The organism is Ramlibacter agri (assembly GCF_012927085.1).
In the GTDB taxonomy this organism is placed as follows: domain Bacteria; phylum Pseudomonadota; class Gammaproteobacteria; order Burkholderiales; family Burkholderiaceae_C; genus Ramlibacter; species Ramlibacter agri.
The window spans coordinates 100,355-125,476 of the sequence record NZ_JABBFX010000001.1 but is presented as its reverse complement, the minus strand read 5'-3'; the positions used below and the strand labels follow the sequence as shown (position 1 = coordinate 125,476).

Below are 25,122 nucleotides of genomic sequence, written 5' to 3'. Positions count from 1 at the left end.
GCCATGCCGCACCAGCCCGCTTCCGCCGCGCTGCAGCGCTTTCGCGTCATCGACCTCACGCAGGTGCGCGCCGGCCCCACGGCCTGCCGCCAGCTGGCCGACTGGGGCGCCGACGTCATCCAGGTGCAGATGCCCGAGCACATGCGCGGCGACGACACGCTGGGCGGCCAGGACGGCTCCGACTACCAGTACACGCACCGCAACAAGCGCTCGATCACGCTGAACCTGAAGGAGCCGGAGGGCATAGAGACGCTGAAGAAGCTGATCGCCACCGCCGACGTGGTGGTGGAGAACTTCCGCCCCGACGTGAAGTTCCGCCTGGGCATCGACTACGAGACGCTGGCCCAGGACAACCCGGGCCTGGTCTACGCCAGCATCTCCGGCTTCGGCCAGACCGGCCCGCTGGCGCAGCGCCCCGGCTTCGACCAGATCGCGCAAGGCATGGGCGGCCTGATGTCGGTGACGGGCCTGCCCGGCGACGGCCCGGTGCGCGTGGGCATCCCGATCGCCGACCTGTGCGCCGGCATCTTCGCGGCGCAAGGCATCCTGGTCGCGCTGCTGGAACGCGAGCAATCCGGCCGCGGCCAGTGGGTGCACAGCAGCCTGCTGGAAGCGATGGTCTACATGATGGACTTCCAGACGGCGCGCGTGCTGGCCGACGACGAAGTGCCGCAGCAGGCCGGCAACTTCCACCCGACCAGCATCCCCACCGGCGTCTACAAGGCGCGCGACGGCTACATGAATATCGCCGTGTTCGGCAGCAAGATCTGGGAGCGCTTCTGCGCCATCCTGGGCGCGCCGGAGTGGGTGACGGACTCGCGCTACCACGACAAGGCTTCGCGCTCGGTCAACCGCGACGCGCTCAACGCCGAGATCAACAAGCGGCTCGCGCACGAGGACCGTGCGTACTGGGTCCAGCAGTTCAACGAAGGCGGCGTCGCCTGCGGAATGATCAACGACATGCGCGAGGTGTTCCAGGAGGCGCAGGTGCAACACCTGGGCATGGTCAAGGAAGTCGTGTCGAAGTGGCAGGGCAAGCAGCAGCTGGTGGGCCAACCCGTGCAGCTGGAACGAACGCCCAGCACCATCGCCCGCGCCACGCCGCGCCGCGGCGAACACACCGAGGAAGTGCTCGCCGAACTGGGCGTCGCGAGCGAGGAACTGCAGCGCCTGAAAGCCAGGGGGGTGTACTGATGGCCGAACCGAACTACGCATCGACCAGTGAGCGCGTGCAGTCCTGGCTGGACGGCCGCACGCTCCAGATCCGCTTCGACAACCCGGCGCGCCACAACGCGCTGTCGGTGGACATGTGGGAAGCCGTGCCGCCGCTGCTGGCGGCCGCGCGTGACGACGACCGCGTGCGGCTCGTCGTGTTCTCCGGCGCCGGCGGCAAGGCTTTCGTGTCCGGCGCCGACATCTCGCAGTTCGAGGACATGCGCGCCGCCCGCGAAGCCGTGTCCCGCTACGAGAGCATGGCTGAGACCACGCTACAGGGCATCGCCGAGTTTCCGAAGCCGACCTTGGCCTGCATCCGCGGCTGGTGCATAGGCGGCGGCGTCAACGTGGCCATCGCCTGCGACCTGCGCATTGCCGCCACCGATGCCGTCTTCTCGGTGCCGGCCGCGCGCCTGGGCCTGGGCTATCGCTATTCGGCGATGAAGAACCTGGTGGACCTGGTCGGGCCCGGTGCAGCCAAGGACTTGTTTTTCACTGCGCGCCGCGTCGGCGCCGAGGAAGCCAAGGCGCTGGGCCTGGTCAACCGCATCGCGCCGCCGGAGGAACTGGACGCGCTGCTGGGCGAGTACCAGCAGGCGATGGCCGACAACGCGCCACTCACCATCATGGCGGCCAAGGCGATCACGCGCGAGATCCTGAAGCCTTCGCCGGACCAGGACACGGCGCTGTGCGCCTCGCTGATCCGCGGCTGCTTCGAAAGCGCCGACTACGCCGAAGGCCGCACGGCCTTCATGCAGAAGCGCAAGCCGGTCTTCACCGGCCGCTGAGGAGGGCACATGCAAAGCTGGTGGATGCAGATGGACGAGCACGGCACGCAGCTGGAACAGCGCGACGTGGCCGTGCCGCAGCCCGGGCCCGGGCAATTGCTGGTGCGCGTGCACGCGGCCTCGCTGAACCGCGGCGAGTTCGTCGCGGGGCACGGCCTCACCAAGGCGGGGCAGTGGAAGGCGATCGGCGGCGAGGGCGCGGGCGAGGTCGTCGCTGTCGGACCGGACGTGACGGCCTTCCACCTCGGCGACCGCGTGATGGGGCGCGGCGCCGGTGCCTTCGCGCAGTACATGCTGCTGGACGCGGCGGAGACGATCGCGGTGCCCGAACGTTTGACTTGGGAAGAGGCCGCGAGCATTCCGCTGACCTTCCTCGTCTCCTACGACATGCTGGTGCTGCAAGGGCGGCTGAAACCGGGCGAGTGGCTGTTGATCAACGGCGTGTCCTCGGGCGTGGGCGTGGCCTCGCTGCAATTGGGCAAGGCGCTGGGCGCGAAGGTGATCGGCACTTCCGGCTCGGCGCAGAAGCTGGAGGCGCTGAAGGCGCTGGGCCTGGACGTCGCGCTGCACACGCGTGCGCCGGACTTCCACGCCGCCGTGATGGATGCGACCGGAGGGCAGGGCGCCAACCTGGTGGTCAACACCGTCGGCGGCTCCGTGTTCGCCGAGGACGTGCGCAGCATGGCCTTCGAAGGCCGGCTCGCCACGGTTGGCTATGTCGATGGCGTGCTGCATGCCGACATCGACCTCGAAGCCCTGCACGCCAAGCGCCTGGTGCTGTTCGGCGTGTCGAACAAGCTGCGCACGAAGCCGCAGAAGGCGGCCGCCGTGCCGCGCTTCGTGGCCGAGGTCATGCCGCACATCGCCGCCGGCCGGATCAAGCCGCAGATCGACCAGGTGCTGGATTTCGCGCAGCTGCCCGCGGCCAAGGCCCGCATGGAGGCGGGCGGGCACACCGGGAAGATCGTGCTGCGCATGCCGGCCTGAAGAACAAACCAAGGAGACAAGCCGATGAAGAGAGTGCAGTTCCTGCTGGCGCTCGGCCTGGCTGCGGCCGCCGTGACCAGCGCCGCCCAGACCGCTTCCTATCCGAACAAGCCGATCCGCCTCGTCATCGGCTTCGCGCCGGGCGGGGCCGCCGACATCGTGGCCCGCGCGATGAGTGACGCCTTCGGCAAGGCGCTGGGCCAGCCCGTGGTGGTGGACAACAAGCCGGGCGCCGGCTCCAGCATCGCGGCGGACATCGTGGCGCATGCGCCGCCGGACGGCTACACCTTGCTGATCGCCAGCCCCAGCAGCATCTCGGTGAACCCCGCGCTCAACCCGAAGCTGCAATACAAGCCGGCGGACCTGCAGGCAGTCACCAAGATCACGACCTCGCCGCTGGTTCTGGCGGTGAACCCGGCCACCGGCATCAAGTCCATCCCGGACCTGATCGCGCAGGCCAAGAAGGACCCGGGCAAGCTCAATTACGCGACCTCCGGCAACGGCTCGGCGCCGCACCTGGGCGCCGCGCTGTTCGGCCTGATCACCGGCGCCGAGATGACGCACGTGCCGTACCGCGGTGGCTCGCTGGCCATCCAGTCGGTCATGGCGGGCGACACGCAGCTGACCTTCGGCACCTCGCCCTCGGTGCTGCCGCAGGTGGGTGGCGGCCGGCTGCTGGCGCTGGCCGTCAGCACGCGCGAGCGTTCCGCGCTGGTGCCCGACCTGCCCGGCATGAGGGAAGCCGGCCTGCCCGAATACAACCTGGAGTTCTGGTACGGAATGTTCGTGCCGGCCGGCACGCCGCCTGCCGTCGTCAGGAAGGTCTACGACGCCACGGTCGCGGCCATGCAGCAGCCTTCGGTGAAGGCGGCGCTGGCGCGCGAAGGCACCGAGGTGTCGGTGTCGGCATCGCCGGAAGCCTTCGACAAGTTCCTGGTCGACGACGGCAAGTTCTGGGTCGGCCTGGTGAAGTCGGCCAAGGTCAAGGTGGAGTGACCGCCATGAAGAGGACGCTTCTGGCTTCGTTGTTGCTGGCCTGCAGCTTCGCGCAGGCGGAAGTGGTGCGCTTCGAGGTGCTGCAAAGCCAGCCCGCGTTCGAGGGGCGCAGCTTCGGCGATGTCGGCCCCTACGTGCGAATCACCGGCCGCGCGACCATTGCCGTCGATCCGGCCGACCCGCGCAACGCCGTCATCGCCGACATCGCACAGGCGCCGCGCGACGCCGCCGGCAAGGTGGAAGCCGTGGCCGACGTCGTGATCCTGCGGCCGGCCGACCCGGCCAAGGGCAATGGCACCTTGCTGGTGGACGTGCCCAACCGCGGCCGCAAGCTGGCGCCGCAACTGTTCGACGATGCCACGCAGCCCGGCGCCAACGACGCCGAGAAGGCGGCGGATGCAGGCCTCGGCTTCCTGCACCGCCAGGGCTACGCGATGGCCTGGATCGGCTGGCAGGCCGATATCCCCTCGAAGCCGGGGCAGCTCGCGCTGCAGGCGCCGGTGCTGAAGGGCGTGACCGGCCCTTCGCGCGACGAGTTCCTCTTCGACCACATGCGCTCGCCGGCTTCGGCGACGCTGGAGTGGCCCATCGCCGACCCGGCCTCGCTGCGGGTGACGGTGCGCCCGCGCTGGGACGCGCCGCGGCAGCAGCCGGAAGGCCTCGCCATCCGCGCGACCGGGCCGCAGACCGTGGAGATCACGCGGCCCGCGAGCGGTTTCGATGCCGCCGCGCTTTACGAAGTGACCTACACGGCACGCGATCCGGCGGTGCTCGGCCTGGGTTACGCCGCGACGCGCGACGTCGTGTCCTTCCTGCGCCGCGACAGCAGCGCCGCCAATCCCTTGGCCGGCGCCAAGCCGCAGCGCGCGATCGGCTTCGGCGTCTCGCAGTCCGGCCGCTACCTGCGCGACTTCCTGTGGCTCGGGTTCAACGAGGACCTGGCCGGCGGCCGCGTGTTCGACGGCCTGATGCCGCACGTCGCCGGCGCGCGCCGCATGGCGACCAACGTGCGCTTCGGCAACCCGAGCCGCAACGCGCGCCATCCCGAGGACCCCGTCTGGCAGGCCGACCTGTTCCCCTTCACCTACGACAGCTTGAAGGATCCGCTGAGCGGCCGCACCGACGGCCTGTTGCAGCGTTGCCGCCAGAGCGATACCTGCCCGCGCGTCATCCAGACCGACAGCGAGCACGAGTGGTGGGCCTCGCGCGCCTCGCTGCTGGTGACCGACCTGCAAGGCAAGCCGATCGCGCTGCCGGACAACGTGCGCGCCTACATGATCGCCGGCACGCCGCACTTCGCCGAAGTCACCGACCGCATGAAGCAGGCGCCCACGATGGTGCTGCCCGTCAACCCGATGCACTCGGGCATGCCGATGCGGGCGCTGGTCACCGCCATGCAAGCCTGGATCCAGGACGGCGTCGCGCCGCCGCCCAGCCGCACGCCGAACCTGGCCGACGGCACGCTCGTGCCGGCCGCGGATGCGGTGCGCAAGGACATCCCGGTGTTGCCTTATGCCGCCATCTACACGGGCGCGGCTTACACCGACCAGTCCGTGTTCCCGCCCAAAGTGCTGGGGCAGTACCCGGTCTTCGTGCCGCGCGCGGACGCCGACGGCATGGCCATGGGCGGCATCCACATGCTGGCCCTGGCGGTGCCTCGCGCCACCTACACCGGCTGGAACCCGCGCTCGCCCGGCTATGGCGCTGGCACGCTGTACCCCCTGCAGGGCGCGGTGCTGCCCTTCGCCGCGACTCGGGCCGAACGCGAGGCGGCACACGATCCGCGCCTGTCCGTTGCAGAGCGTTACGCGGACAACGCCGCCTATGTCGCGGCCGTTCGTGCGGCCGCCGACAAGATGGTGAGCGAGCGCCTCCTGCTGCCGGAAGACGCGCAGCGCGCGGTGGAGGCGGCCGCGCAGGACCAATTGGCCAGGCTGCATTAGCGTGATCCCCGCGGCGTGGGGACCCAGGGCGCCCTGGGTTCCCGCCTGCGCGGGAATGACGAAGGGGGTGTCGTTGCATAACGCCGACACCCAGGCTGCAAGAATGCGGCCCATGATCGGCCTAGTCGTACGCCGCGCCCGGGAGGAAAGGTTGCCGCAGGTCGCCGGCAGCCTCACCTTCACCACCGTCCTCTCCGTCGTGCCCATGCTCGCGGTGAGCTTCGCGCTGTTCATGCGCATCCCGGCCTTCCGCAAGGCCGGCAAGACCTTGCAGGAGCAGCTGCTGCAAGGCCTGCTGCCCGAGACGATCGCCCGCACCGTGCTGCGCTACCTGTCGCAGTTCACCGCCAACACCGGCGGCCTCACGCTGGTGGGCTTCTTCTTCGTGGCCGTCAGCGCGCTGGCCTTGCTGCTGACGGTGGAGAACGTGCTCAATCGCATCTGGCAGGTGAAGCAGGCCCGCCCCTTGCACCTGCGCGTGGGCATGTTCCTGTTGATCCTGGTGGCCGGCCCGCCGGCGCTGGGCGCCAGCCTGTGGGCGAGCTCCTATGCCTTCGGCGCTTCGGCCGGCCTGGTGCGCCACCTGCCGGCGTGGCGCCACTGGCTGCTGGAGCTGGGGCCCGCCATCCTCGGCACGGTGGGCCTGGCCTGCCTGTTCTACTTCGTGCCCAACACGCAGGTGCGGCGGCGCGACGCCATCATCGGCGGGCTGCTCGCCAGCGTCGGCCTGGAGCTGGGCAAGCGCGGGATCGCCTGGTACCTGCTGAAGGTGCCCACGTACAAGACGGTGTACGGCGCCTTCGCGGTGGTGCCCGTCTTCCTGCTCTGGGTCTATCTCTCCTGGCTGATCACGCTGGCCGCGGCGCTGGTGGCGGCCAGCCTGGCGCGCGGCGCTCAGCGCGCCAAGTCGGGGTACGCGGCCAACAAGCGCTTGGCCAGACAATCGAGGTAGTCGTCCGGGATGGTCCAGGCCTGCGAGCCGGGCTGCTGCCGCAGGCAGCGCTGCGCCGGCGCGATCGGATAGCGCAGCGACAGCGTCACGTCGGTGGAGATCACTTCGTTGGCGTACCAGTAGCCGTGGCCCTTCATGCCGCCCATCTCGTGGGCGCCGCGCACGTCGGTCACGTCCACCGCCTGCAGCCGCGGGTCGTTCGCCAGCTCGCGCAGCTGTTTCGGGTCGAGCCCCTCCAGGTCTTCCTTGTTCGGATCGCCCAGGCGCGAGGCGCCGGCGATCAGCGACGAGAAGCCCAGTGCGCGGTCGATGCGCGAGTAGTAGACGATCACCTGCCGTGACAGGTCCAGCGCCGGCTGCACGTGGTCGCGGGCGAAGGTCTTCAGGTCGACGTCGGAGGCGGCGAAGATGACGTTGCCGATGCGATAGCGCTGCTGCAGGGCCTTGGGGTCCAGGTCCTGGTGGTGCTCGCGCAGGTTGGCGAGCGCCGCCGCCAGCAGCGGCGAGCCGCAGCTGTAGGCCAGCAGGTTGACCTGCTTCGCCTGCGTGTGCGAGAGCAGCTCCAGCATCCGCTCGATGTCCGGGATCGATTGGCGCGCGCGCGGGCAGTCCGTCACGTAGTTCCAGAACCTGGTGCCGGTGGGCCACTGGAAGGTGACGACCGTGCCCTGGCCCAGGTAATGCGCGAACGATCCCATCTGCACCGCCACCTCCTCGAAGGTGACGCGGTAGCCGTGCACATACATCACGAGCGAAGGATTCGGCGTGCGCGCGAGCTGTGCGTCGATGGCCTGGATGAAGGCGCGATCCGCTTCGGTGAGCTCCGCGCCGCGGCCGGCAGATCCGAAGGGCTTCACCGCCAGGACGGCGCCGTCGCGCGGATGGTCCACGCTGCTGGCCATGTCGGACGCCACCAGCTGCTGCCAGCTCCAGCCCGGTTCGCCCAGGCGCACGTCGGCGACACCGAGGTTGACGTTTTCGGACTGGCCGTTGCCATAACGCTCGGGGCCGTCCGTGGGCTCGCGCGTCGTCGCGTAGAAGACCGGCAGCTCGGTGGTCTTCAGCGCGGGCGGCAGCTGCGTGGCGAAATCGAGCCGCGGGTCCTTGAGGATGGCCGGCGTCGGCGCGAGGTGCGGCAGCACGGGCGCGCAGCCCGCGAACAGCAGGGCGGCGGACAACAGGAACAGGCGCGCAATGTCGAGCATGGCGCCCAGTGTCCCGTGCCTGATGCACAGGGGATCATTGGACGAAGGTCTCATGGCACGCGCGCGCGTGCTGGGAAGAATGCGCCGATGCAGTTTTCAGTCCGATTGGCGCTTTGCACGCTGCTGCTGGTGCTGCCTTGGGGCGCGCGTGCGGATTTCCTGGAGGGCTTCCGCGACAAGGAGGACGGCCGCATCGACCTGTCCGACTGGCTGCTCGATCGCAAGGGCGTGCTGCCGGTGCCGATCTTCATCACCGAGCCCGCGGTGGGCTACGGCGGCGGGCTGGTGGCCCTGTTCTTCCGCCAGTCGATGGCGGAGAAGGCGCAGCAGGCCAAGGAGTCCGGCAAGATGACGCCGCCGGACATCTACGCCATCGGCGGCGCCGCCACCGAGAACGGCACCAAGGCCGCCTTCGCCGGCGGCATGGTCACCAGCGACGACGGCCGCTGGCGCTGGCGCGGCGGCATCGCCAAGATCGACGCCAACCTGGACTTCTACGGCATCGGCGGCAACCGCGGGCCGCTGCGCTACAACCTGCAGGGCATCGCCTCGGTGCAGCACGGCATGATGCGCATCGGCCAGAGCGACACATGGTTCGTCGCGCGCTGGAACTACCTGGACCTGGACAACCGCTTCGGGTCGGAGCAGAGCACCGCCATCTTCGGCCCCATCGTGCGCAGCAACACGGCTTCGGGCCTGGGCGTGTCCATCGAGACGGACACGCGCGACACCATCTTCACGCCGTCGCGAGGCTGGACCGGCAGCCTGGACCTGACCTTCTACAACCCGTCCTGGGGCAGCGACACCACCTTCCAGTCCTACCGCGCGCACGTGTTCGCCTACTGGCCGGTGGCGAAGTCGCTGGTGCTCGCGGGCCGCGCCGACGCCCGCGCCGCCAATGGTTCCGTGCCCTTCTTCATGCTGCCCTACATCGACCTGCGCGGCGTGCCGCTGGGGCGGCTGCAGGACGAGCGCACCGGCGTGCTGGAGACGGAACTGCGCTGGAACCTCGATGCCCGCTGGGCCCTGATCGGCTTCCTGGGGGCCGGCCGCGCCTGGGGCACCAACACCAGCTTCTCCGAAGGGGCCGGCACCGTCAGCAAGGGCGTGGGCTTCCGCTACATGCTGGCCCGGCGCATGGGCCTGTACGCCGGCGTCGACTGGGCCTGGAGCACGCAGGACCACGCCTGGTACCTCACGGTGGGCTCCGCCTGGCGCTGAGGCGGTTCCATAATCCGTCTCCGAACAACGATGGAGACGCCATGTACCGCGCCCTGATCGCCGCCGGCACGCTGGCCCTGAGCGCCTGCACCGCACTGCCCGTGACGGCCGACATTCCCAGCGGGCCCGTGCCTTCGCAGGTGCCGCCGGCCATCCAGGCCGAGCTGGAGAAGCTGGGACGCGTGGTGGCGCCGCCGCCGACCGCTGCGCTGTACGCGCCGCTGCAGCAGAAGGAACCGTATGCGGGCGTGGCCGTCACGCGCGACGAGCGCTACGGGCCCGATGCGCGCCACCGGCTGGACGTCTTCACGCCTGCCGCGAAGGACGGCCCGCGGCCGGTGCTGGTATTCGTGCACGGCGGCGCCTTCATGGGCGGCGACAAGCGCACCGGCGACAGCCCCTTCTACGACAACATCATGCTGTGGGCGGTGGCCAACGGCATGGTGGGCGTCAACATGACCTACCGGCTCGCGCCACAGAACCAGTGGCCGGCCGCGCAGCAGGACCTGGCGGCGGCGCTGCGCTGGGTGCGCGCCAACATCGTGGCGCGCGGCGGCGACCCGGAGCGGATCTTCCTGATGGGGCATTCGGCCGGCGCCGCGCACGTGGCGCAGTACGTCGGCCACCCCGAGTTCCATGTCGCCCGCGGCGGCGGCATCGCCGGCGCGATCATGGTGTCGGGCCTGTTCGATCCGTCGACGGCGGAGGTCAACCCGCCGCTCCAGTCCTACTTCGGCAAGGATCCTTCGAAGTACGAGGCGCAGTCGGCGCTGCCTGGCATGTCGGCGTCGAAGCTGCCGATGCTGTTTGCCTACGCGGAGCTGGACCCGTCGGATTTCCACCGCCAGGCCGGCCAGGTGCGCAGCGCGCTGTGCGAGGCGAAGCGCTGCTCGCCCTTGCTGCTGCTGCTGGGGCACAGCCACATGTCGGAGATCTATTCGATCAACACGGCGGACCACGCGTTGACGGATGCGATCCGGACTTTCGTGTCCGAGACCCCGGTCAGGTAATCACGCCCCCGCCCAGGCATACCTCGCCGTCGTACAGGACGGCCGACTGCCCGGGCGTCACCGCCCATTGCTGCTCGGCGAAGTCCAGGCGGAAGCCCTGCGGCGTCGGGTCCAGCAGCGTGCACGCCGCGTCGGCCTGGCGGTAGCGCGTCTTGGCGGCATAGGCGCCGGGCGCGGGTGGCGTGCCGGCGGTCCAGCTGGCGTCGTCGGCGGCCAGCGAGGGCGAGAGCAGCCACGGGTGGTCGTGGCCTTGCACGACCCACAGCGTGTTCTTCTCCATGTCCTTGCGCGCGACGAACCACGGCGCGTGTTCGCCGCCGCCCCGCTGCGCGCCTTTCTCCTTGAGGCCGCCGATGCCCAGGCCCTGGCGCTGGCCCAGCGTGTAGAAGGACAGGCCCTGGTGCTTGGCTATGGTGCGGCCGTTGGCGTCCTTCATCGGGCCGGGTTCCTTCTGGATGTAGCGGTTCAGGAACTCGCGGAAGGGCCGCTCGCCGATGAAGCAGATGCCGGTGGAATCCTTCTTCTTCGCGTTGGGCAGGCCGATCTCCTCGGCCAGCCGGCGCACCTCGGTCTTGCGCAGCTCGCCCACCGGGAACAGCGTCTTCGACAGCTGGGCCTGGTCGAGGCGGTGCAGGAAGTAGCTCTGGTCCTTGGCCGGGTCCAGGCCCTTCAGCAGTTCGAAGCGGCCCTCGCGTTCGCGCACGCGGGCGTAGTGGCCGGTCGCGATCTTCTCGGCGCCCAGCCGCATGGCGTGGTCCAGGAAGGCCTTGAACTTGATCTCGGCGTTGCACAGCACGTCCGGGTTGGGCGTGCGGCCGGCCTGGTATTCGCGCAGGAACTCGGCGAAGACGCGGTCCTTGTAGTCGGCGGCGAAGTTGACGTGCTCGATCTCGATGCCGATCACGTCGGCCACCGCGGCGGCGTCGACGAAATCGACGTTGGACGAGCAGTACTCGTCATCGTCGTCGTCCTCCCAGTTCTTCATGAAGATGGCGACGACTTCGTACCCCTGCTGCTTGAGCAGGTACGCGCTGACCGCGGAGTCCACGCCCCCGCTCAGACCGACAACTACGCGTGGCTTGCGACCCATGTGTGCGATTATCCCAGCGCCACCAATTCCCCATGCTGCAACGGCCCACCCACGCGTCGCTGCCCCGGCAGCGCCCTTCGCCGACGGCGCTGGCCGCCACGGGGGTGCTGCACGTCGCGCTGATCTGGTTCCTGCTGCAGTACACGCCGGTGCAGCAGGCGGTGCGCTACGTGGTGACCCAGGCGTTCCGGCCTTCGAGCAGCAGCAGCCCGGCGCCTGCGTCGTCCAGCAGTTCCAGCAGCCCCGCCCCGGTGCCGCCCAGCCGGGCGATCACCTTGCCCGGGCCGCGTGGGCGCAGCGGCGAATCGGCCGACCTGTTTTCCAACAATCCGCAGTCCAGCGTGCCCATGCAGGTGACGAGCCAGCTGCCGGACACGCTGAAACCCGCCCGGCAACGGCAGCGCGTCCGCCAGCGGACGCCGGCTCCGCCGGTGGAGGCGCCCGCTGCCGCGCCGGCGCCGGCGCCGGAGCTGCGGCTGGAGCCGCAGTTGCACCTGCCCGAGCCGGCGCCGGAGGTCCCGCAGGTGGCGCCGGCCCCGCCGCCGGAGCCACAGCCGGTTCCGCCCTTGCCGGTTCCGGCACCACCGCCGTTGCCGATTCCCGTGCCGCCTCCGCCGGAGCCGGTGCCTGCTCCGCCGCCGGAGCCTGTGCCAGTCCCTGCACCGGCTCCCGCGCCGCTTCCTGCGCCCGCGCCCGTCCCGGCTCCTGTGCCGGCGCCAGTGCCAGTGCCTGCGCCCGCTCCAGCGCCCGCACCAGCGCCGGTTCCCGTGCCCGCTCCCGCGCCTGCGCCAGTCCCTGCGCCGGCACCCGTTCCCGCGCCCGCTCCGGTTCCTGCACCAGCGCCCGTCCCCGCACCGGCACCGGCCCCAGCGCCCGCGCCCGCTCCGGTACCCGCCCCAGAGCCAGTGCCTGCGCCCGTACCAGCGCCTTCGCCGGCGCCCGCGCCGGTGCCTGCTCCAGCCCCCGCACCCGTGCCAGCCCCGCCTGCCCCGGCGCCCGTGCCTGCGCCAGCCGCGCCTGTTCCCGCACCCGCTGCGCCAGCCGCTGCGCCGCCCGCACCGGCCGCTCCAGCCGCGGGTCCTGCAGGGCCTGGCCCGGCGGGACCGCAAGCCGCACCTGGCCCGGGCGGACCCGGCGCCCCCGGTGGCCAGCAGCGCGGTGCCCCGGTGCCCGCCGCTCCGGCCCCCGGCTGGGGCGCGCCCGGCGTGGCACCGCCGACGGCGCTGCCGCCTGCCCCGCTGATCCTGCCGCCGCCCTCCGGGCCGGTGGCTCCCGGACCTTACCGGCTGGCGCCACGGCGCAGCCTGGCCGACATGGCCAACGAGCAGCTGCGACGCGGCAAGCCCAAAGACGCGCTGGAGCAGGGCGTGGAAGGCGCTGGCCGCGACGATTGCCTGCACCAGCCGGAGCAGCGCCCCAAGGCGGACGGCCTGCTGAACGCACCCAGCGTCATCGGCCGCGCCATGAGCGGCGAGTGCGCCCGCTGACGCGGCGGGCGTCGGTTCCCCGCGACAGCTCATCGCTTTCCCGCATGGCGGGCACGCACACCAAGTGCCTACATTGGCCGCGCTGCCGACCCCGGCAGCAATTCACCGACCCTCGGAGGATGTCCATGAAACTGCAGCACGCCACGGCCGCGGCCGTCGCCACCTTGCTGCTGGCATGCGGTACCGCCAGCGCGCAACAACAGGCCCCAGCCAACCCGCTGGACGCCGTGCCCGAGAAGATGCCTTTCGATGTGCCCTACGGCGCGCCGATCAGTCTCGACCGCGCCGACGCGATCCTGAACGCGGCGATCGGCGAAGCGCGCCGCCGCGACTGGAAGCTGGTCTGCGCCGTGGTCGATTCCGGCGCACAGCTGGTGGCGCTGAGGCGCATGGACGGCGCGCAGCTCGGCTCCATCGACATCTCGCAGCACAAGGCGCGCGCCGCGGCCAAGTACCGGCGCGAGACCAAGGTGTTCGAAGGCGGCATCCAGGGCGGCAACACCTACCTGCTGACCTTGGACGACATCATCGGTTCGCGCGGCGGCATTCCGCTGGTGCTGGACGGCCGGCTGATCGGCGCGATCGGCTGTTCGGGCGGCACGGGCTCGCAGGACGAAGTGGCGGCGAAGGCGGGAGTCGCGGCGCTGAAGTAGGCCGGGTTCGGCGCAGCCGAACCCAGCTACGCCGCCTCCTTCTCCACGCGTGCCGCGGCCGGCGCCAGCAATTCCACCCCCGGCCAGCGCCCCGTCTGCGCCAGCATGCGCACCGTCTCCCGCAGTTCGGTGCGCACGGCGGCCGCCGCGGGCGACAGCCGTTCCGGCACCACCGAATAGAGATAGCTGGAACGCGTCAGATGCGCATCCGAGAAGGACAGGCAGCGCCATTCCGGGCTCAAGGTGTCGCCCGCCAACGCCGCCGACATCGGCTTGATCGTCGCGCCCATGCCGCGCCGCACGCAGGCCATCAGCAGCGACAGCGAGTCGATCTCCGCCACCACGCGCATCGCGAGGTTGCGCCGCTCGAATTCGGTGGTGATGCGCCGGCGCAGGCCATGGATGCCGGTGGGCAGGATCAGCGGCAGCTCCGCGGCCTCGGCCACCGTCAGCCTGGTGCGCCGCGGCGGCACCAGCGTGCTGTGGCGCGGCACGATCACCACCAGTTCCTCGGCGAGCAGCGGCTCCGACGGCAGGTCCGCGATGGCGTCCCGCGAGAACAGGATGCTCAGGTCCAGCTGGCCCAGCTGCATCATCTGCGTCAGGTGGCCGCTCATGCCTTCGACGACATTGAGCACCACGCCCGGATAGCGCTCGCGGATCGTCTGCACCAGCGGCACGCCGACCGCGCAGACCGTCGTCGCCGCCAGCCCCACCGACACCATGCCGTGCACCGTGCCCGGCTCCTGGCGCGCGATGGACAGGGCCTGGTCCAGCTGGCGCAGCATGAAGCGCGCGTGGTGGTGCAGCGCGGTGCCGTTTTCGGTGGGCGTCACGCCGCGCGCGGTGCGCACCAGCAGCGGCTTGCCCACCTCCGCCTCCAGCTTGGCGATCTGCTGGCTCAGCGCCGGCTGCGCGATGAACAGCTGGCGCGAAGCCTTGGCGAGGCTGCCGCTCTCGACGATGGTCACGAAATAGCGAAGCTGGCGCAGGTCCATGGGGCATATGTTTTTCCTATAGGACGTCTACGAAAACGGTATTTTCCCGATGCACTGCGCTGGCCTAGCATCCGTCGCGCTTCTTCGGACTACAGAACATCAGGAGACGACGATGACGAAGCGATCGCATGAAGCTGGCCGCCGCCACGCCCTGCAGGCCGGCGCCGCACTGGGGGCGCTGCTGGTTGTGCCGGGGCTGCGCGCCCAGGGCGAGAAGATCCGCATCGGCCACCTCACGCCGCTCACCGGCTTCCTCGGGGCGCTCGGTGAGTACGCGCAGCAGGGCATCAAGATGGCCGCCGAGGAGATCAATGCCTCCGGCGGCGTCATGGGCCGCCAGCTCGAGGTGATCAGCGAGGACTCGGTGAACCCGCAGGTGGCCGCGACCAAGGCGCAGCGCATGATCGAGCGCGACAACGTCGCCGTGCTCATGGGCGAGATCAACTCCGCCTCCGCGCTCACCATCTCGCAGGTGGCGGCGCGCAACCACAAGCTGTTCCTGAGCATCGGCGCGCGCTCCGACGCCTTGCGCGGCAAGGACTGCAACCGCTACACCTTCCACGTCGACATCCCGGTGACCGTGATGGTCAACACCGTGGGCCAGGCGCTGGTGCGCGACCACATGGTGCAAGGCAAGAAGATCTTCGCCATCACCTCCGACTACCTGTTCGGCCAGGATCTCTCGGCCAAGGCCAACAAGTTCTTCGCCGCCAACGGCGCCACCGTCATCGCCAACGAGCTGGTGCCGACGGACCTGACCGACTTCAGCCCCTACATGCTGAAGATCCGCCAGGCCAAGCCGGACGTCATCTCCACCAACCTGGGCGGCAACCAGGTCACCAACTTCGTCAAGCAGTACGCGGAGTTCGGCCTGCCTTACCCGGTGGTGGGCTTCAACCTGAACACCGCCGACGCCTGGGCGGCCGGCGAGGGCAACCTGGGCGGCATCTGGCCTACGGTGTGGCACCACGACCTGAATACGCCCGGCTCGAAGAAGTTCGTGGCCGACTTCACGAAGAAGTACGGCCGCATCCCTGAGAACCACGCGTGGATCGAGTACATCTCGCTCAAGCTGCTGGCGCAGGCCATGAACGAGGCCAAGTCCACCGACAGCGACAAGCTCATCGCCTACTTCGAGTCGGAGGCGCAGTTCGACATCCTGAAAGCGCGCAAGGCGTACTTCCGCTCCTGGGACCACCAGCTGATGCAGGAAGCCTATCCCTTCACCGTCAAGGCCAAGGGCCAGGCGAAGAACGACAAGGACTTCCTGAAGTTCGGCGACGCGCTGCCCGCGCCCAACCAGCCGCTCGAACTGCTGGCGCCGCCCAAGTCGGAGAACGCCTGCAAGATGTGAGATGGAACTCACCTTCCTCCTCGAGCAGCTGGTCAACGGGCTGGTTCTCGGCGGCTACTACCTGCTGCTTGCGCTCGGACTCTCGCTGATCTTCAGCGTCGGGGGCGTCGTCAACCTCGCGCACGGCGCCTTCTACGCGCTGGGCGCCTATCTCTCGCTGGAGATCGGGCGCCGGCTCGGCTGGGGCGCGGGTGTGGCGTTGTCGCCGGTGGCCGTCGGCGTGCTGGGCATCCTGTTCGAGCGCTTCCTGCTGCGCCGCTTCTACACGGCCGACCCCATCCTCAGCCTGCTGGTCACCTTCGGGCTGGCGCTGCTGGCCGAGCAGGCGATCCGCATGCTGTGGGGCGCGGCGCCGCTGCCTTCCAGCATGCCGCCCGGCTTCAAGGGCAACGTGCTGGTCGGCGACTTCATGTTCTCGCGCTACCGCCTGCTGCTGCTCGCGCTGGTGCTGGTGCTGCTGGCGGGCGTCTGGCTGCTGTTGAACAAGACGGCCTTCGGCCGCGTCGTGCGCGCCGGCGTGCAGCGTCCCGACATGGTGGCGGTGCTGGGCATCCGCCTGCAGCCCTACATGACGGCGATCGTGGTGCTGGGCGTGGCGAGCGCGGCGCTGGCCGGCGCGCTGTTCGGGCCGATCACCATCGTGCATCCGGCCATGGGCACCGAGGTGATGACCGCTGCGTTCGTCGTGGTCGTGATCGGTGGCCTGGGCAGCTTCTGGGGCGTGGTGCTGGCCGCGGTGCTGGTGGGCGTGGTGCGCGGGGCGACGATCTTCTTCCTGCCGGCGGCCGCCGAAGCCTCGATGTACGTGCTGATGTTCCTGGTGCTGCTGCTGCGCCCGCGCGGCCTGTTGGGAGAGCGGATTGAGCGTTTCGAATAGCATCGCCGCGCCCGCGGGACCGGCGCACGCCGCGGACCACGCATGGCGGCCGCTGTGGCTGGGCGCGGCCGGCCTGGTGCTGCTGCCCTTCCTGCTGCGGGCCATCGGCCTGACCGTGGACAACGCCATCGTCGTGGTCGTCTTGTGCATGGCGACGATGGCCCTGAACCTGCTGGTGGGCTACACCGGGCTCGTCTCCTTCGGCCATGCCGCCTGGTTCGGTGTCGGCGGCTATGCGGCGGCGCTGGCGCAGAAGCACTGGTTCCCGGGGCAGGTGTGGATGCCGTTGCTGTGCACCGCCGTCTTCATGGCCTTGCTGTCGCTGGTGGTGGGTTTCCTCGTCCTGCGCCGGCGCGGCGTCTATTTCTCGCTGATGACGCTGGCGCTTTGTGCGCTGACCTATGCGGTGGCTTTCCGCTGGACCGCGGTGACCGGTGGCGAAGGTGGCATGGGCGGCCTCGAGCGCGGGCGGCTCGGGCCGATCGACTTGAACGACGACCGCGCCTACTATGCCTTCACCGCGCTGGTGGCGCTGGGCGCGCTGTACGCCTTGCTGCGCGTGGTGCGCTCGCCCTTCGGCCACGTGCTGGTAGCGATCCGCGAGAACGAGCAGCGCGCCGCCTTCCAGGGCTATGCGGTGCGCCGCTACAAGCTGCTGGCCTTCGTCATCGCGATGACCTGGACCGGCGTGGCGGGCGGGCTGCTGGTGTTCGCGCACCGGCTCGCCGCGGCGGAGTCGACCACCGTCGGCTTCTCCGGCGAGATGCTGGCCATGGTGGTGATCGGCGGCATGCGCAGCTTCCTGGGGCCGGCGCTGGGCGTGCTGTTCTACCTGCTGTTCCGCGAGCTGTTTTCCATCCACACGGACAACTGGCTGTTCTGGTTCGGCCTCACCTTCGTCGGCTTCGTGCTGTTCTCGCCCTCGGGCCTGGCCGGCATCTGGGAGCAGGTCCGGCGCCGACTGAAGCCGCCGCCGGAAGAGTCCGCGGCCATGAGCCGGCGGCGCATCCACGAAGGACTGCCGCTGCCTTCCTTCCTGTGCCCGGCGCCGCGCGTGGGTGCGGTGCTGGAAGTGGACGGCATCCGCAAGAACTTCGGCGGCATCCGCGCCGTCGATGGCGTGAGCCTCACGGTGCAAGCCGGCCAGGTGCATGCGCTGATCGGGCCCAACGGCGCCGGCAAGACCACGGCCTTCCACCTCATCTCCGGCATGTTCGGGCCGGATGCCGGCAGCGTGAAGCTGCATGGCCAGCCCGTGGACGGAATGGCGCCGGAGCGCATCTGCCACCATGGCCTGGCGCGCTCCTTCCAGATCACCAACCTGTTCAAGGGCCTCAGCATCGAGGAGAACCTGCGGCTGTCGCTGCAGGCGCGCCACCCGGGCCGCTTCAACCTGTGGCGCGACGCTCGCAGCTACGCGCAGGTGCAGGAGGAGACGCGCGAGCTGCTGCGCTTCCTGGGCCTGGAAGGCATCGAGGACACCTTGGGTGGAGACCTGTCCTATGGCGGCCAACGGCTGGTGGACCTGGGCATCGCGCTCGGCTCCAAGCCGCAGGTGCTGCTGCTGGACGAGCCGCTGGCCGGCCTGGCCGCGGCGGAGCGCGAGCGCGTGTGCCGGCTGGTGAAGACCATCGCGCACCACATCCCGGTGCTGATCGTGGAGCACGACATCGACCGTGTGCTGGACTTCTCGCAGCAGGTCACGGTGATGAACCAGGGCCAGGTGCTGATGACCGGAACGCCGGAGGCGGTGCGCACGGACCGGCGCGTGCAGGAGGTCTACACCGGCACCGGCACGCCGGCAGTCACCGGGCGCACGGCGGTGGCCGCGGGTGTCGAGCGGCCGTTGCTGCTGAAGTTCGAAGGCGTCAACGCCTTTTACGGCAAGAGCCATATCCTCAACGACGCCAGCCTGGAAGTGCGCGAAGGCGAGATCGTCGCGCTGCTGGGGCGCAATGGCGCGGGCAAGTCGACCCTGCTGAAGTCTCTGTGCGGCCTGCTGCTGCCGGCCTCAGGCAGCATCGAGTTCGAAGGCCACGCCATCGCCGGCCTGCCGGCGCCGAAGATCGCGCGGCTGGGAATCGGCTACGTGCCGCAGGGGCGCGGCCTGTTCGCCGGCATGACGGTCGCCGAGAACCTGGCGCTGGGCCGGCTGGCGCGGGCCACCGACGGCAGCCACGGCGTGGCCTGGAGCGAGGAGAAGATCCTCGCGTACTTCCCGCGGCTGAAGGAGCGCATGCACGTCGCCGCCGACTACCTCTCCGGCGGCGAGCAGCAGATGGTGGCCGTGGCCCGCGCGCTGTCCGGCAACGTCAAGCTGCTGCTGCTGGACGAGCCCTTCGAAGGCCTCGCGCCGGCCGTCGTGCAGGAGCTGTTCACCGTGTTCGACCAGCTGCGGCGCGAGGTCTCCATCGTCATCGTCGAACACAACCTCGACCTGGTGCTGGCGCTGGCCGACCGCGTCTATGCGCTGGAGCGCGGTGCCGTGTTCCACACCGGCCCGGCCGAGCCGCTGCTGGCCGACCTCGAGTACCGCAAGAAGATCCTCTGGCTCTGAAGGAAAGACCATGACCGTCCGCAAGACCCGGCGCGACACCGCCTTCGTGGAGAAGATGGCGCTGCTGCCGTGGAAGGAATACCCCGGCCACTTCGGCGGCGCGCTTTCCAAGGCGCTGGTGGGCCCGGAGAACGCCGGCTCGCGCCGCGTCGACTTCCGCATCTCGCGCTACGCGCCGGCCGCCTACGTGGGCGAACACGTGCACGCGGTGCAGGAACAGATCTATTACGTGCTGGAAGGCGAGGGCGTGCTGACGCTGGACGACGAGCGTCACCTGATGCGGCCGCACGACTACGTCTACGTGCCGCCTGGCATCCGCCACAGCTTCACCAACACCGGAACGAACGGCCTTGTGTTCCTGGTGGTGACGACGCCGGCCGAGGACCACGAGGAGGCGCTGTGATGGAAGCCTTGCCGGAGTGCCGGGTCCTGGTCGGCGGCGAATGGGTCGCCGGCGCAGAGACGAGCGAAGTCCTCGACAAGTACCGGCTCACGCCCTGCTGGAAGCTGCACCGCGCGGGCCGCGAACAGGTGCGGCAGGCCGTGCAGCATGCCCATGCTGCGTTCGAATCGTCGGTGCTGAGTCCCTTCGAACGCGGCGCGATCCTCGATCGCGCGGCGGCGCAGATCGAGCAGCGCGCGGGCGAGATCGTCGCCGCCATGCAGCGCGAGGCCGGCTTCACGCAGTCGGATGCGCAGGGCGAACTGAAGCGCACGGTGCAGACCTTCCAGCTGTCCGCCGAAGAGGCGCGGCGGCTCGCCGGCGACGTCATCCCGCTGGCCGGCGCGCCGCAGCAGGAAGGCCGTTTCGGTTTCACCATCCGCGTGCCGCTGGGCGTGGTGTGCGCCATCACGCCCTTCAATGCGCCGCTGAACACCGTCGCCCACAAGGTGGCGCCGGCGCTCGCGGCCGGCAATGCCGTGGTGCTGAAGCCGTCCTCGCACACGCCGCGCACGGCCAACCTGATGGCCGAATGCCTGCTCGCGGCCGGCCTGCCCCCTGGCCTGCTGGCCGTGGTGCATGGCGGCGCGCAGGTGGTGCAGTGGCTGCTGGACGAGCCGCTGGTGCGCTTCTACGCCTTCACCGGCAGCACCGAGGTGGGCCGCGACATCCATGCCCGCGCCGGCCTGCGCCGCACGCAGATGGAGCTGGGCTCGATCGCCTTCACGGTGCTGGCGGAGGACGCGGACCTGGACAAGGCGCTGCCCAAGGTGGTGAACGCGGGCTACCGCAAGGCTGGCCAGGTGTGCACCTCGGTGCAGGTCCTGCTGGTGCAGCAGGCGCTGCGGGAGCGCGTCGAGGAGCGGCTGGGCGCGCTGGTGCGGGCGCTGCCTTTCGGCGACCCCGCGAAGGCGGACACGGTGGTCGGGCCGGTCATCAGCGAGGCCGCGGCCGAACGCATCGAAGCCTGGATCGCGCAGGCGATGGCGCTCGGTGCGCGCCGGCTGGCCGGCGGTGAGCGGCGTGGCGCCGTCATTCCGCCGACCTTGCTGAGCGGGATCTCGCCGGCGATGAACGTGTCCTGCCAGGAGATCTTCGGGCCGGTGGTCTGCATCGAGCCCTTCGCGAAAGTGGACGAGGCCATCGCCCGCATCAACGGCACGCCTTACGGCCTGGCCACCGGCATCTTCACGAACAAGTTGGACGACGCTTTCCGGCTGGCGCGCAAGCTGGTGGTCGGCGGCGTGCACATCAACGAGACTTCCAGCTCGCGCGTGGACATGATGCCCTACGGCGGCAGCAAGGACAGCGGCTTCGGCCGCGAAGGTCCACACTACGCCGTGCGCGAGATGACCGAAGAGCGCATGGTCACGATCACGGCTTGAGGGAGAAGGACATGGCCAAGATGAAGGGCGGCGAGCTGATCGCCGACTACCTGGTGCAGGAGGAGGTTCCGTACATCTTCGGCATCTGCGGGCATGGCAACGTCGGCATCCTCGACGCGCTGTACGAGCGGCGCGACCGCATCAAGCTCATCTCGCCGCGGCACGAGCAGTGCGCCGGCCACATGGCCGACGCCTACTTCCGCGTCAAGCACAAGCCGGTGGCGACGCTCACGTCCACCGGGCCGGGCTCGGCCAATCTGGTGATGGCGGCGATCACGGCGCTATCGGACTCCTCGGCCTTCCTGGCGATCACGTCCAACGTGCCGACCTCGCAGCACAACCGCGCGCCCTTCCAGGAGCTGTACAAGCACAACCAGGCGGACTTCGCGCAGGTGATGCGACCGGTGACCAAGCGCGCCTTCCAGCCGACGCGCGTCGACATGCTGCCGCTGGCCCTGCGCCAGGCGATGGACACCATGGTCACCGGCCGGCCCGGGCCGGTGAACCTGGACATCCCCTACAACGTATACCAGGAGGAGGCGGACGTCGAACTGCCGCCGCGCGCGCACGTGCATGGCCGGCACCGGCCCGGCGCCAGCGAGGCCGACATCGCCGCCGCATTGGATCTATTGGCGGCCGCGCGCAAGCCGGTCATCTTCATCGGCCATGGCGCCACGCTGTCCGAAGCCGGGCCCGAGATCACGGAGCTGGCCGATCGCCTGCAAATCCCCGTGATCACCTCGCCCAACGGCATGGGCTGCATTCGCGGCGACCACGCGCTGGCGCTGGGCTTCATCGGCCGCAACGGCGCCTATCCCGCCAACGAGGCGGGACGCCGCAGCGACCTGGTGCTGACCCTGGGCACGCGCTTCGACGACCGCTCCGCATCGAGCTGGCACGCGGGCTATTCGTGGAACTTCCCGCAGACGAAGCTGGTGCACGTGGACATCGACCCGCAGGAGCTGGGGCGCAACTACGCGCCAGACCTGGGCGTGATCGCCGACGTCAAGGTGTTCACGCGGCAACTGCTGAACGCATCGGCAGCGCGGCCCGAGATCGAAGCGAAGCGCTACGCGCCCTGGCTGGACCAGGTGCGCGGCTGGCAAGCCGAGTGGGAAGCCTTCGTGCGGCCGCACTTCGAGGATTCCACCAGCCCGCTGCGGCCGGAGTTCGTGGTCGGCACCTTGCAGAAGCTGCTGCCCGAGGACGTGATCCTGTCGCTGGACTCGGGTGTGCACCACAACTGGTTCATGCAGTTCTGGCAAGCGCGCAGGCCGCAGAGCATGTTGAACAGCTGGGGCTATTCCTCCATGGGCTTCGGCGTCTGCGGCGTGCTGGGCGCGCAGCTTGCCGCGCCCGGCCGGCCCTGCGTGGCCGTGGTCGGCGATGGCGGCTTCACGATGGCGCCTTACGTGCTTTGCACGGCGGTCGAATACAACCTGCCGGTCGTCTGGATCGTCTGGAACAACTTCGCCTGGGGCGCCATCCGCGACCTGCAGTACGGCTTGTTCGACGGCCGCGAGATCGGCACGGCCTTCTATCACGGTGCCACCGGCGAGCCCTACAACCCGGACTTCGCGGCCTGGGCCCGCGCCTGCGGCGCCGACGGCATGACGGTGAAGCGCCCGCAGGACCTGGGCGCGGCCGTGCAGCAGGCCTTGAAGAACAAGCGGCCCTGCGTGATCGACGTGCACGTGGACGCCGACGTGCGTCCGCCTTCGACCGGCACCTGGCAGCTGCCACCCATCCCCTACAAAGAGCCGGCCTACGGCAAACCCTTCAAGGCATGAACGACATGGACAAGAAGATCGCCCTCGTCTTCGGCGGCACCCGCGGCATCGGTGCGGCCTGCGTGCGCCGCCTGGTGGCGGATGGCTACGCCGTCGCCTACACCTTCGTCTCCACGGCGGACGGCCCGGCGGGCACGCGCGGCTACCAGGCCGACATCCGTGATGCCGCGCGGGTGGCCGAGGTGTTCGCCGCGGTGAAGCGCGACCTCGGCGGCGCACCGCATTGCGTAGTGGCCAACGCGGGCATCAACGTGCCACCGGCGCCGATGGCGCAGTTCGACCCGGACAACTTCCGCCAGCTGGTGGAGACCAACATCGTCGGCGCCTTCAACGTGCTGTCGGCGGCGGCGCGCGAGGTGGCCGATGGCGGCAGCATCGTCGCGCTCACCACCTCGATGGTGCGGCATGCGGTGCCAGGTGGCGGTCCGTACACCGCGAGCAAGGCCGCCGTGGAAGGCATGGCCCGCTCGATGGCGAAGGAGCTGGCGGCGCGCAAGGTGCGCGTGAATTGCGTGGCGCCCGGCCCGGTGGACACCGACCTGTTCCGCGCCGGCAAGACCGACGAGGCCAAGGCGCGCTCGGCCGCCATGAGTCCCTTCAACCGGATCGGCACGCCGGAGGAGGTGGCGCAGGTGGTGGGCTTCCTCGCGTCCGACGCGGCGTCCTGGGTGCATGGCCAGGTAGTGCAACCGAACGGCGGCATGGTTTGAGCGGCACGGCCTGGGACGTCATCGTTGTCGGCGGTGGCGGCGCCGGGCTGGCCGCTGCCATCGAGGCGCGCGCGGCCGGCGCCACCGTGCTGCTGCTGGAGAAGAACCCGCGCCTGGGTGGCTCGACGTCCTGGTCCATCGGTTCCATCACGTCCACGCAGACACCGCACCAGCGCCGCAAGGGCATCGTCGATTCGCCGGCGGAGCACTGGGCCGACATGCCCGGCTTCAACGGTGAGCTCGATCCGCGCGACAACCCGGCGCTGCGACGCGTGCTGTGCGAAGGCATCCCCGACACTTTCCAGTGGCTGCTGGAGTCCGGCGTGCGCTTCATGGGGCCGATGCCCGAGCCGCCGCACCGCCAGCCGCGCATGCACAACGTGCTGCCCAATTCGCGGGCCTTCATCTACCACCTGGAGCGGCGCGCGCGGGCCGAAGGCGTGGCGATCCGCTGCGATGCGCGCGTGGTGCGGCTGCTGCAGGAGGAGGGACGCGTCACCGGCGTCCTGATGCGCAATGCCGGTGATGCCGAGGAACTGCGGGCGCGCCGCGCCGTGGTGCTCGCCGCCGGCGACTTCACCAGCAGCCCGGAGCTGAAGGCGCGCTTCATGGGCGAGGTCGAAGCGCAGGTGGGCGGAGTCAACGCCACGGCCACCGGCGACGGCCAGCAGCTGGCCGAGGCGCTGGGCGCGCGCATCGTCAACGGCGACCTGGCGCTGGGGCCGGAGCTGCGCTTCATCCCGCCGCAGCGCGAGACCCTGCTGCGGCGCCTGCCGCCCTGGCGCTGGCTCGCGAGCGGCATGGCCTGGGCCATCGAGTTCCTGCCGGCCGCGATCCTGCGGCCTTTCGTGATGCAGTTCGTGACGACGGCGCTGGCGCCTTCGCCCGCCTTGTTCGACGCGGGGGCGCGGCTGGTCAATGCGCGCGGGGAGCGCTTCTGCGACGAACGCGACCGCCCGGCGTATCGCGTGCCCATGCAGCCGGGTGGACAAGCCTGGATCGTGCTGGATGCGAAGCTGGCGGCTCGCTTCTCCGCCTGGCCGAACTTCGTTTCCACCGCACCGGGCGTGGCCTATGCGTACGTGCCCGACTACCTGCGCAACCGGCCAGACGTGACCGTGTGCGAGGTGAGCCTGCCGGCGCTGGCCGGCCGGCTGGGGATGGACGTCGCGGCGCTGGCGCGCAGCCTGCGCGATGGCGACGTGCCGCCGCTGGGCGAGGGGCCTTATGTGGTGCTGGGGCCGGTGCGCTCGGTGTTCGTGCATGCCGAGGGCGGGCTGATGGTGGACCTGCAGCATCGCGTGCTGGACGCGAATGACAAGCCGATTCCCGGCCTGTATGCAGCGGGTTCGACCGGGCAGGGCGGCTTGCTGCTGAAAGGGCACGGCCATCATCTCGCCTGGGCGTTCGTGTCGGGGCGCAGAGCAGGAAGGAACGCGGCAGCGAAGCCCGGTTAACCTTC

Annotated in this window: 22 protein-coding genes; 18 read left to right on the top strand and 4 right to left on the bottom strand. The window is 70.1% G+C overall.

Annotation, left to right across the window (positions count from 1 at the left end; genetic code table 11):
• The first annotated feature begins 3 nt into the window (after positions 1 to 3).
• The 6 genes from HHL11_RS00645 to HHL11_RS00620 all read left to right on the top strand — a co-directional run bounded on the left by HHL11_RS00645 (position 4) and on the right by HHL11_RS00620 (position 6,881).
• Positions 4 to 1,194: a CaiB/BaiF CoA transferase family protein gene (locus HHL11_RS00645; RefSeq protein ID WP_169416455.1), complete on the top strand. Its 1,191-nt coding sequence runs from the start codon at positions 4 to 6 to the stop codon at positions 1,192 to 1,194.
• A complete protein-coding gene (locus HHL11_RS00640; RefSeq protein ID WP_169416454.1) occupies positions 1,194 to 2,003 on the top strand; it encodes an enoyl-CoA hydratase in 810 nt (269 codons plus the stop codon). Before HHL11_RS00645 ends, HHL11_RS00640 begins: the two co-directional genes overlap by 1 nt.
• A gap of 9 nt (positions 2,004 to 2,012) precedes the next feature.
• The gene (locus tag HHL11_RS00635; protein WP_169416453.1) at positions 2,013 to 2,990 is read left to right on the top strand and encodes a quinone oxidoreductase family protein; all 978 of its coding nucleotides are present in this window, start codon (positions 2,013 to 2,015) and stop codon (positions 2,988 to 2,990) included.
• Between the two features lie 24 nt (positions 2,991 to 3,014).
• Positions 3,015 to 3,986: a tripartite tricarboxylate transporter substrate binding protein gene (locus tag HHL11_RS00630; RefSeq protein ID WP_169416452.1), complete on the top strand. Its 972-nt coding sequence runs from the start codon at positions 3,015 to 3,017 to the stop codon at positions 3,984 to 3,986.
• A gap of 5 nt (positions 3,987 to 3,991) precedes the next feature.
• Positions 3,992 to 5,929 (top strand): alpha/beta hydrolase domain-containing protein, encoded by a 1,938-nt coding sequence (locus HHL11_RS00625; RefSeq protein ID WP_169416451.1) that lies wholly within the window; start codon positions 3,992 to 3,994, stop codon positions 5,927 to 5,929.
• Between the two features lie 112 nt (positions 5,930 to 6,041).
• Entirely contained in the window at positions 6,042 to 6,881 is an 840-nt protein-coding gene (locus tag HHL11_RS00620; RefSeq protein WP_240979976.1) for a YihY family inner membrane protein, read from the top strand.
• Here HHL11_RS00620 and HHL11_RS00615 read toward each other — a convergent pair.
• Positions 6,824 to 8,086: an alpha/beta hydrolase gene (locus HHL11_RS00615; RefSeq protein WP_169416449.1), complete on the bottom strand. Its 1,263-nt coding sequence runs from the start codon at positions 8,084 to 8,086 to the stop codon at positions 6,824 to 6,826. The two genes, HHL11_RS00620 and HHL11_RS00615, sit on opposite strands and share 58 nt — an antisense overlap.
• Before the next feature lie 87 nt (positions 8,087 to 8,173).
• Here HHL11_RS00615 and HHL11_RS00610 point away from each other — a divergent pair, with 87 nt between their 5' ends.
• Both HHL11_RS00610 and HHL11_RS00605 read left to right on the top strand, forming a co-directional pair.
• Positions 8,174 to 9,307, top strand: a complete 1,134-nt coding sequence (locus tag HHL11_RS00610; RefSeq protein ID WP_169416448.1) for a BamA/TamA family outer membrane protein — start codon at positions 8,174 to 8,176, stop codon at positions 9,305 to 9,307.
• 41 nt (positions 9,308 to 9,348) lie between these two features.
• Positions 9,349 to 10,317, top strand: coding sequence for an alpha/beta hydrolase (locus HHL11_RS00605; RefSeq protein WP_169416447.1), 969 nt, complete (start codon positions 9,349 to 9,351; stop codon positions 10,315 to 10,317).
• On the opposite strand, the gene mnmA is transcribed toward HHL11_RS00605, so the two are convergent.
• A complete protein-coding gene (gene mnmA, locus HHL11_RS00600; protein WP_169416446.1) occupies positions 10,310 to 11,407 on the bottom strand; it encodes a tRNA 2-thiouridine(34) synthase MnmA in 1,098 nt (365 codons plus the stop codon). The genes HHL11_RS00605 and mnmA overlap by 8 nt on opposite strands.
• Before the next feature lie 166 nt (positions 11,408 to 11,573).
• Entirely contained in the window at positions 11,574 to 11,732 is a 159-nt protein-coding gene (locus HHL11_RS00595; protein WP_169416337.1) for a hypothetical protein, read from the bottom strand.
• A gap of 841 nt (positions 11,733 to 12,573) precedes the next feature.
• On the opposite strand from HHL11_RS00595, the gene HHL11_RS00585 reads away from it, so the two are divergent.
• Entirely contained in the window at positions 12,574 to 12,894 is a 321-nt protein-coding gene (locus HHL11_RS00585) for a hypothetical protein (protein ID WP_169416336.1), read from the top strand.
• A gap of 125 nt (positions 12,895 to 13,019) precedes the next feature.
• Positions 13,020 to 13,547, top strand: coding sequence for a GlcG/HbpS family heme-binding protein (locus HHL11_RS00580; RefSeq protein ID WP_169416445.1), 528 nt, complete (start codon positions 13,020 to 13,022; stop codon positions 13,545 to 13,547).
• A 26-nt stretch (positions 13,548 to 13,573) separates the two neighbouring features.
• Here the strand turns inward: HHL11_RS00580 and HHL11_RS00575 are convergent, their stop codons facing one another.
• Positions 13,574 to 14,545, bottom strand: coding sequence for a LysR substrate-binding domain-containing protein (locus tag HHL11_RS00575; RefSeq protein ID WP_169416444.1), 972 nt, complete (start codon positions 14,543 to 14,545; stop codon positions 13,574 to 13,576).
• A gap of 112 nt (positions 14,546 to 14,657) precedes the next feature.
• Between HHL11_RS00575 and HHL11_RS00570 the strand changes: the two genes are divergently transcribed.
• The 8 genes from HHL11_RS00570 to HHL11_RS00535 are packed head-to-tail and all read left to right on the top strand — an operon-like array spanning position 14,658 to position 25,117.
• Positions 14,658 to 15,899, top strand: a complete 1,242-nt coding sequence (locus HHL11_RS00570) for an ABC transporter substrate-binding protein (RefSeq protein ID WP_169416443.1) — start codon at positions 14,658 to 14,660, stop codon at positions 15,897 to 15,899.
• Between the two features lies 1 nt (position 15,900).
• Entirely contained in the window at positions 15,901 to 16,776 is an 876-nt protein-coding gene (locus tag HHL11_RS00565) for a branched-chain amino acid ABC transporter permease (RefSeq protein WP_169416442.1), read from the top strand.
• Entirely contained in the window at positions 16,760 to 19,333 is a 2,574-nt protein-coding gene (locus tag HHL11_RS00560; RefSeq protein ID WP_342593149.1) for a branched-chain amino acid ABC transporter ATP-binding protein/permease, read from the top strand. Before HHL11_RS00565 ends, HHL11_RS00560 begins: the two co-directional genes overlap by 17 nt.
• Positions 19,334 to 19,343: 10 nt before the next feature.
• Positions 19,344 to 19,736: a cupin domain-containing protein gene (locus HHL11_RS00555; RefSeq protein ID WP_169416441.1), complete on the top strand. Its 393-nt coding sequence runs from the start codon at positions 19,344 to 19,346 to the stop codon at positions 19,734 to 19,736.
• Positions 19,736 to 21,160, top strand: coding sequence for an aldehyde dehydrogenase family protein (locus HHL11_RS00550; RefSeq protein ID WP_169416440.1), 1,425 nt, complete (start codon positions 19,736 to 19,738; stop codon positions 21,158 to 21,160). Before HHL11_RS00555 ends, HHL11_RS00550 begins: the two co-directional genes overlap by 1 nt.
• Before the next feature lie 11 nt (positions 21,161 to 21,171).
• Positions 21,172 to 22,950 carry a thiamine pyrophosphate-binding protein gene (locus HHL11_RS00545; RefSeq protein WP_169416439.1) on the top strand — a complete coding sequence of 593 codons (1,779 nt, stop codon included), beginning with the start codon at positions 21,172 to 21,174 and terminating at the stop codon, positions 22,948 to 22,950.
• Positions 22,947 to 23,660, top strand: a complete 714-nt coding sequence (locus tag HHL11_RS00540) for an SDR family NAD(P)-dependent oxidoreductase (RefSeq protein ID WP_240979975.1) — start codon at positions 22,947 to 22,949, stop codon at positions 23,658 to 23,660. The genes HHL11_RS00545 and HHL11_RS00540 overlap by 4 nt, the downstream gene beginning before the upstream one ends.
• On the top strand, positions 23,657 to 25,117 hold the full coding sequence (locus HHL11_RS00535) for an FAD-dependent oxidoreductase (RefSeq protein ID WP_169416438.1): 1,461 nt from the start codon (positions 23,657 to 23,659) through the stop codon (positions 25,115 to 25,117). Before HHL11_RS00540 ends, HHL11_RS00535 begins: the two co-directional genes overlap by 4 nt.
• Positions 25,118 to 25,122 lie beyond the last annotated feature (5 nt).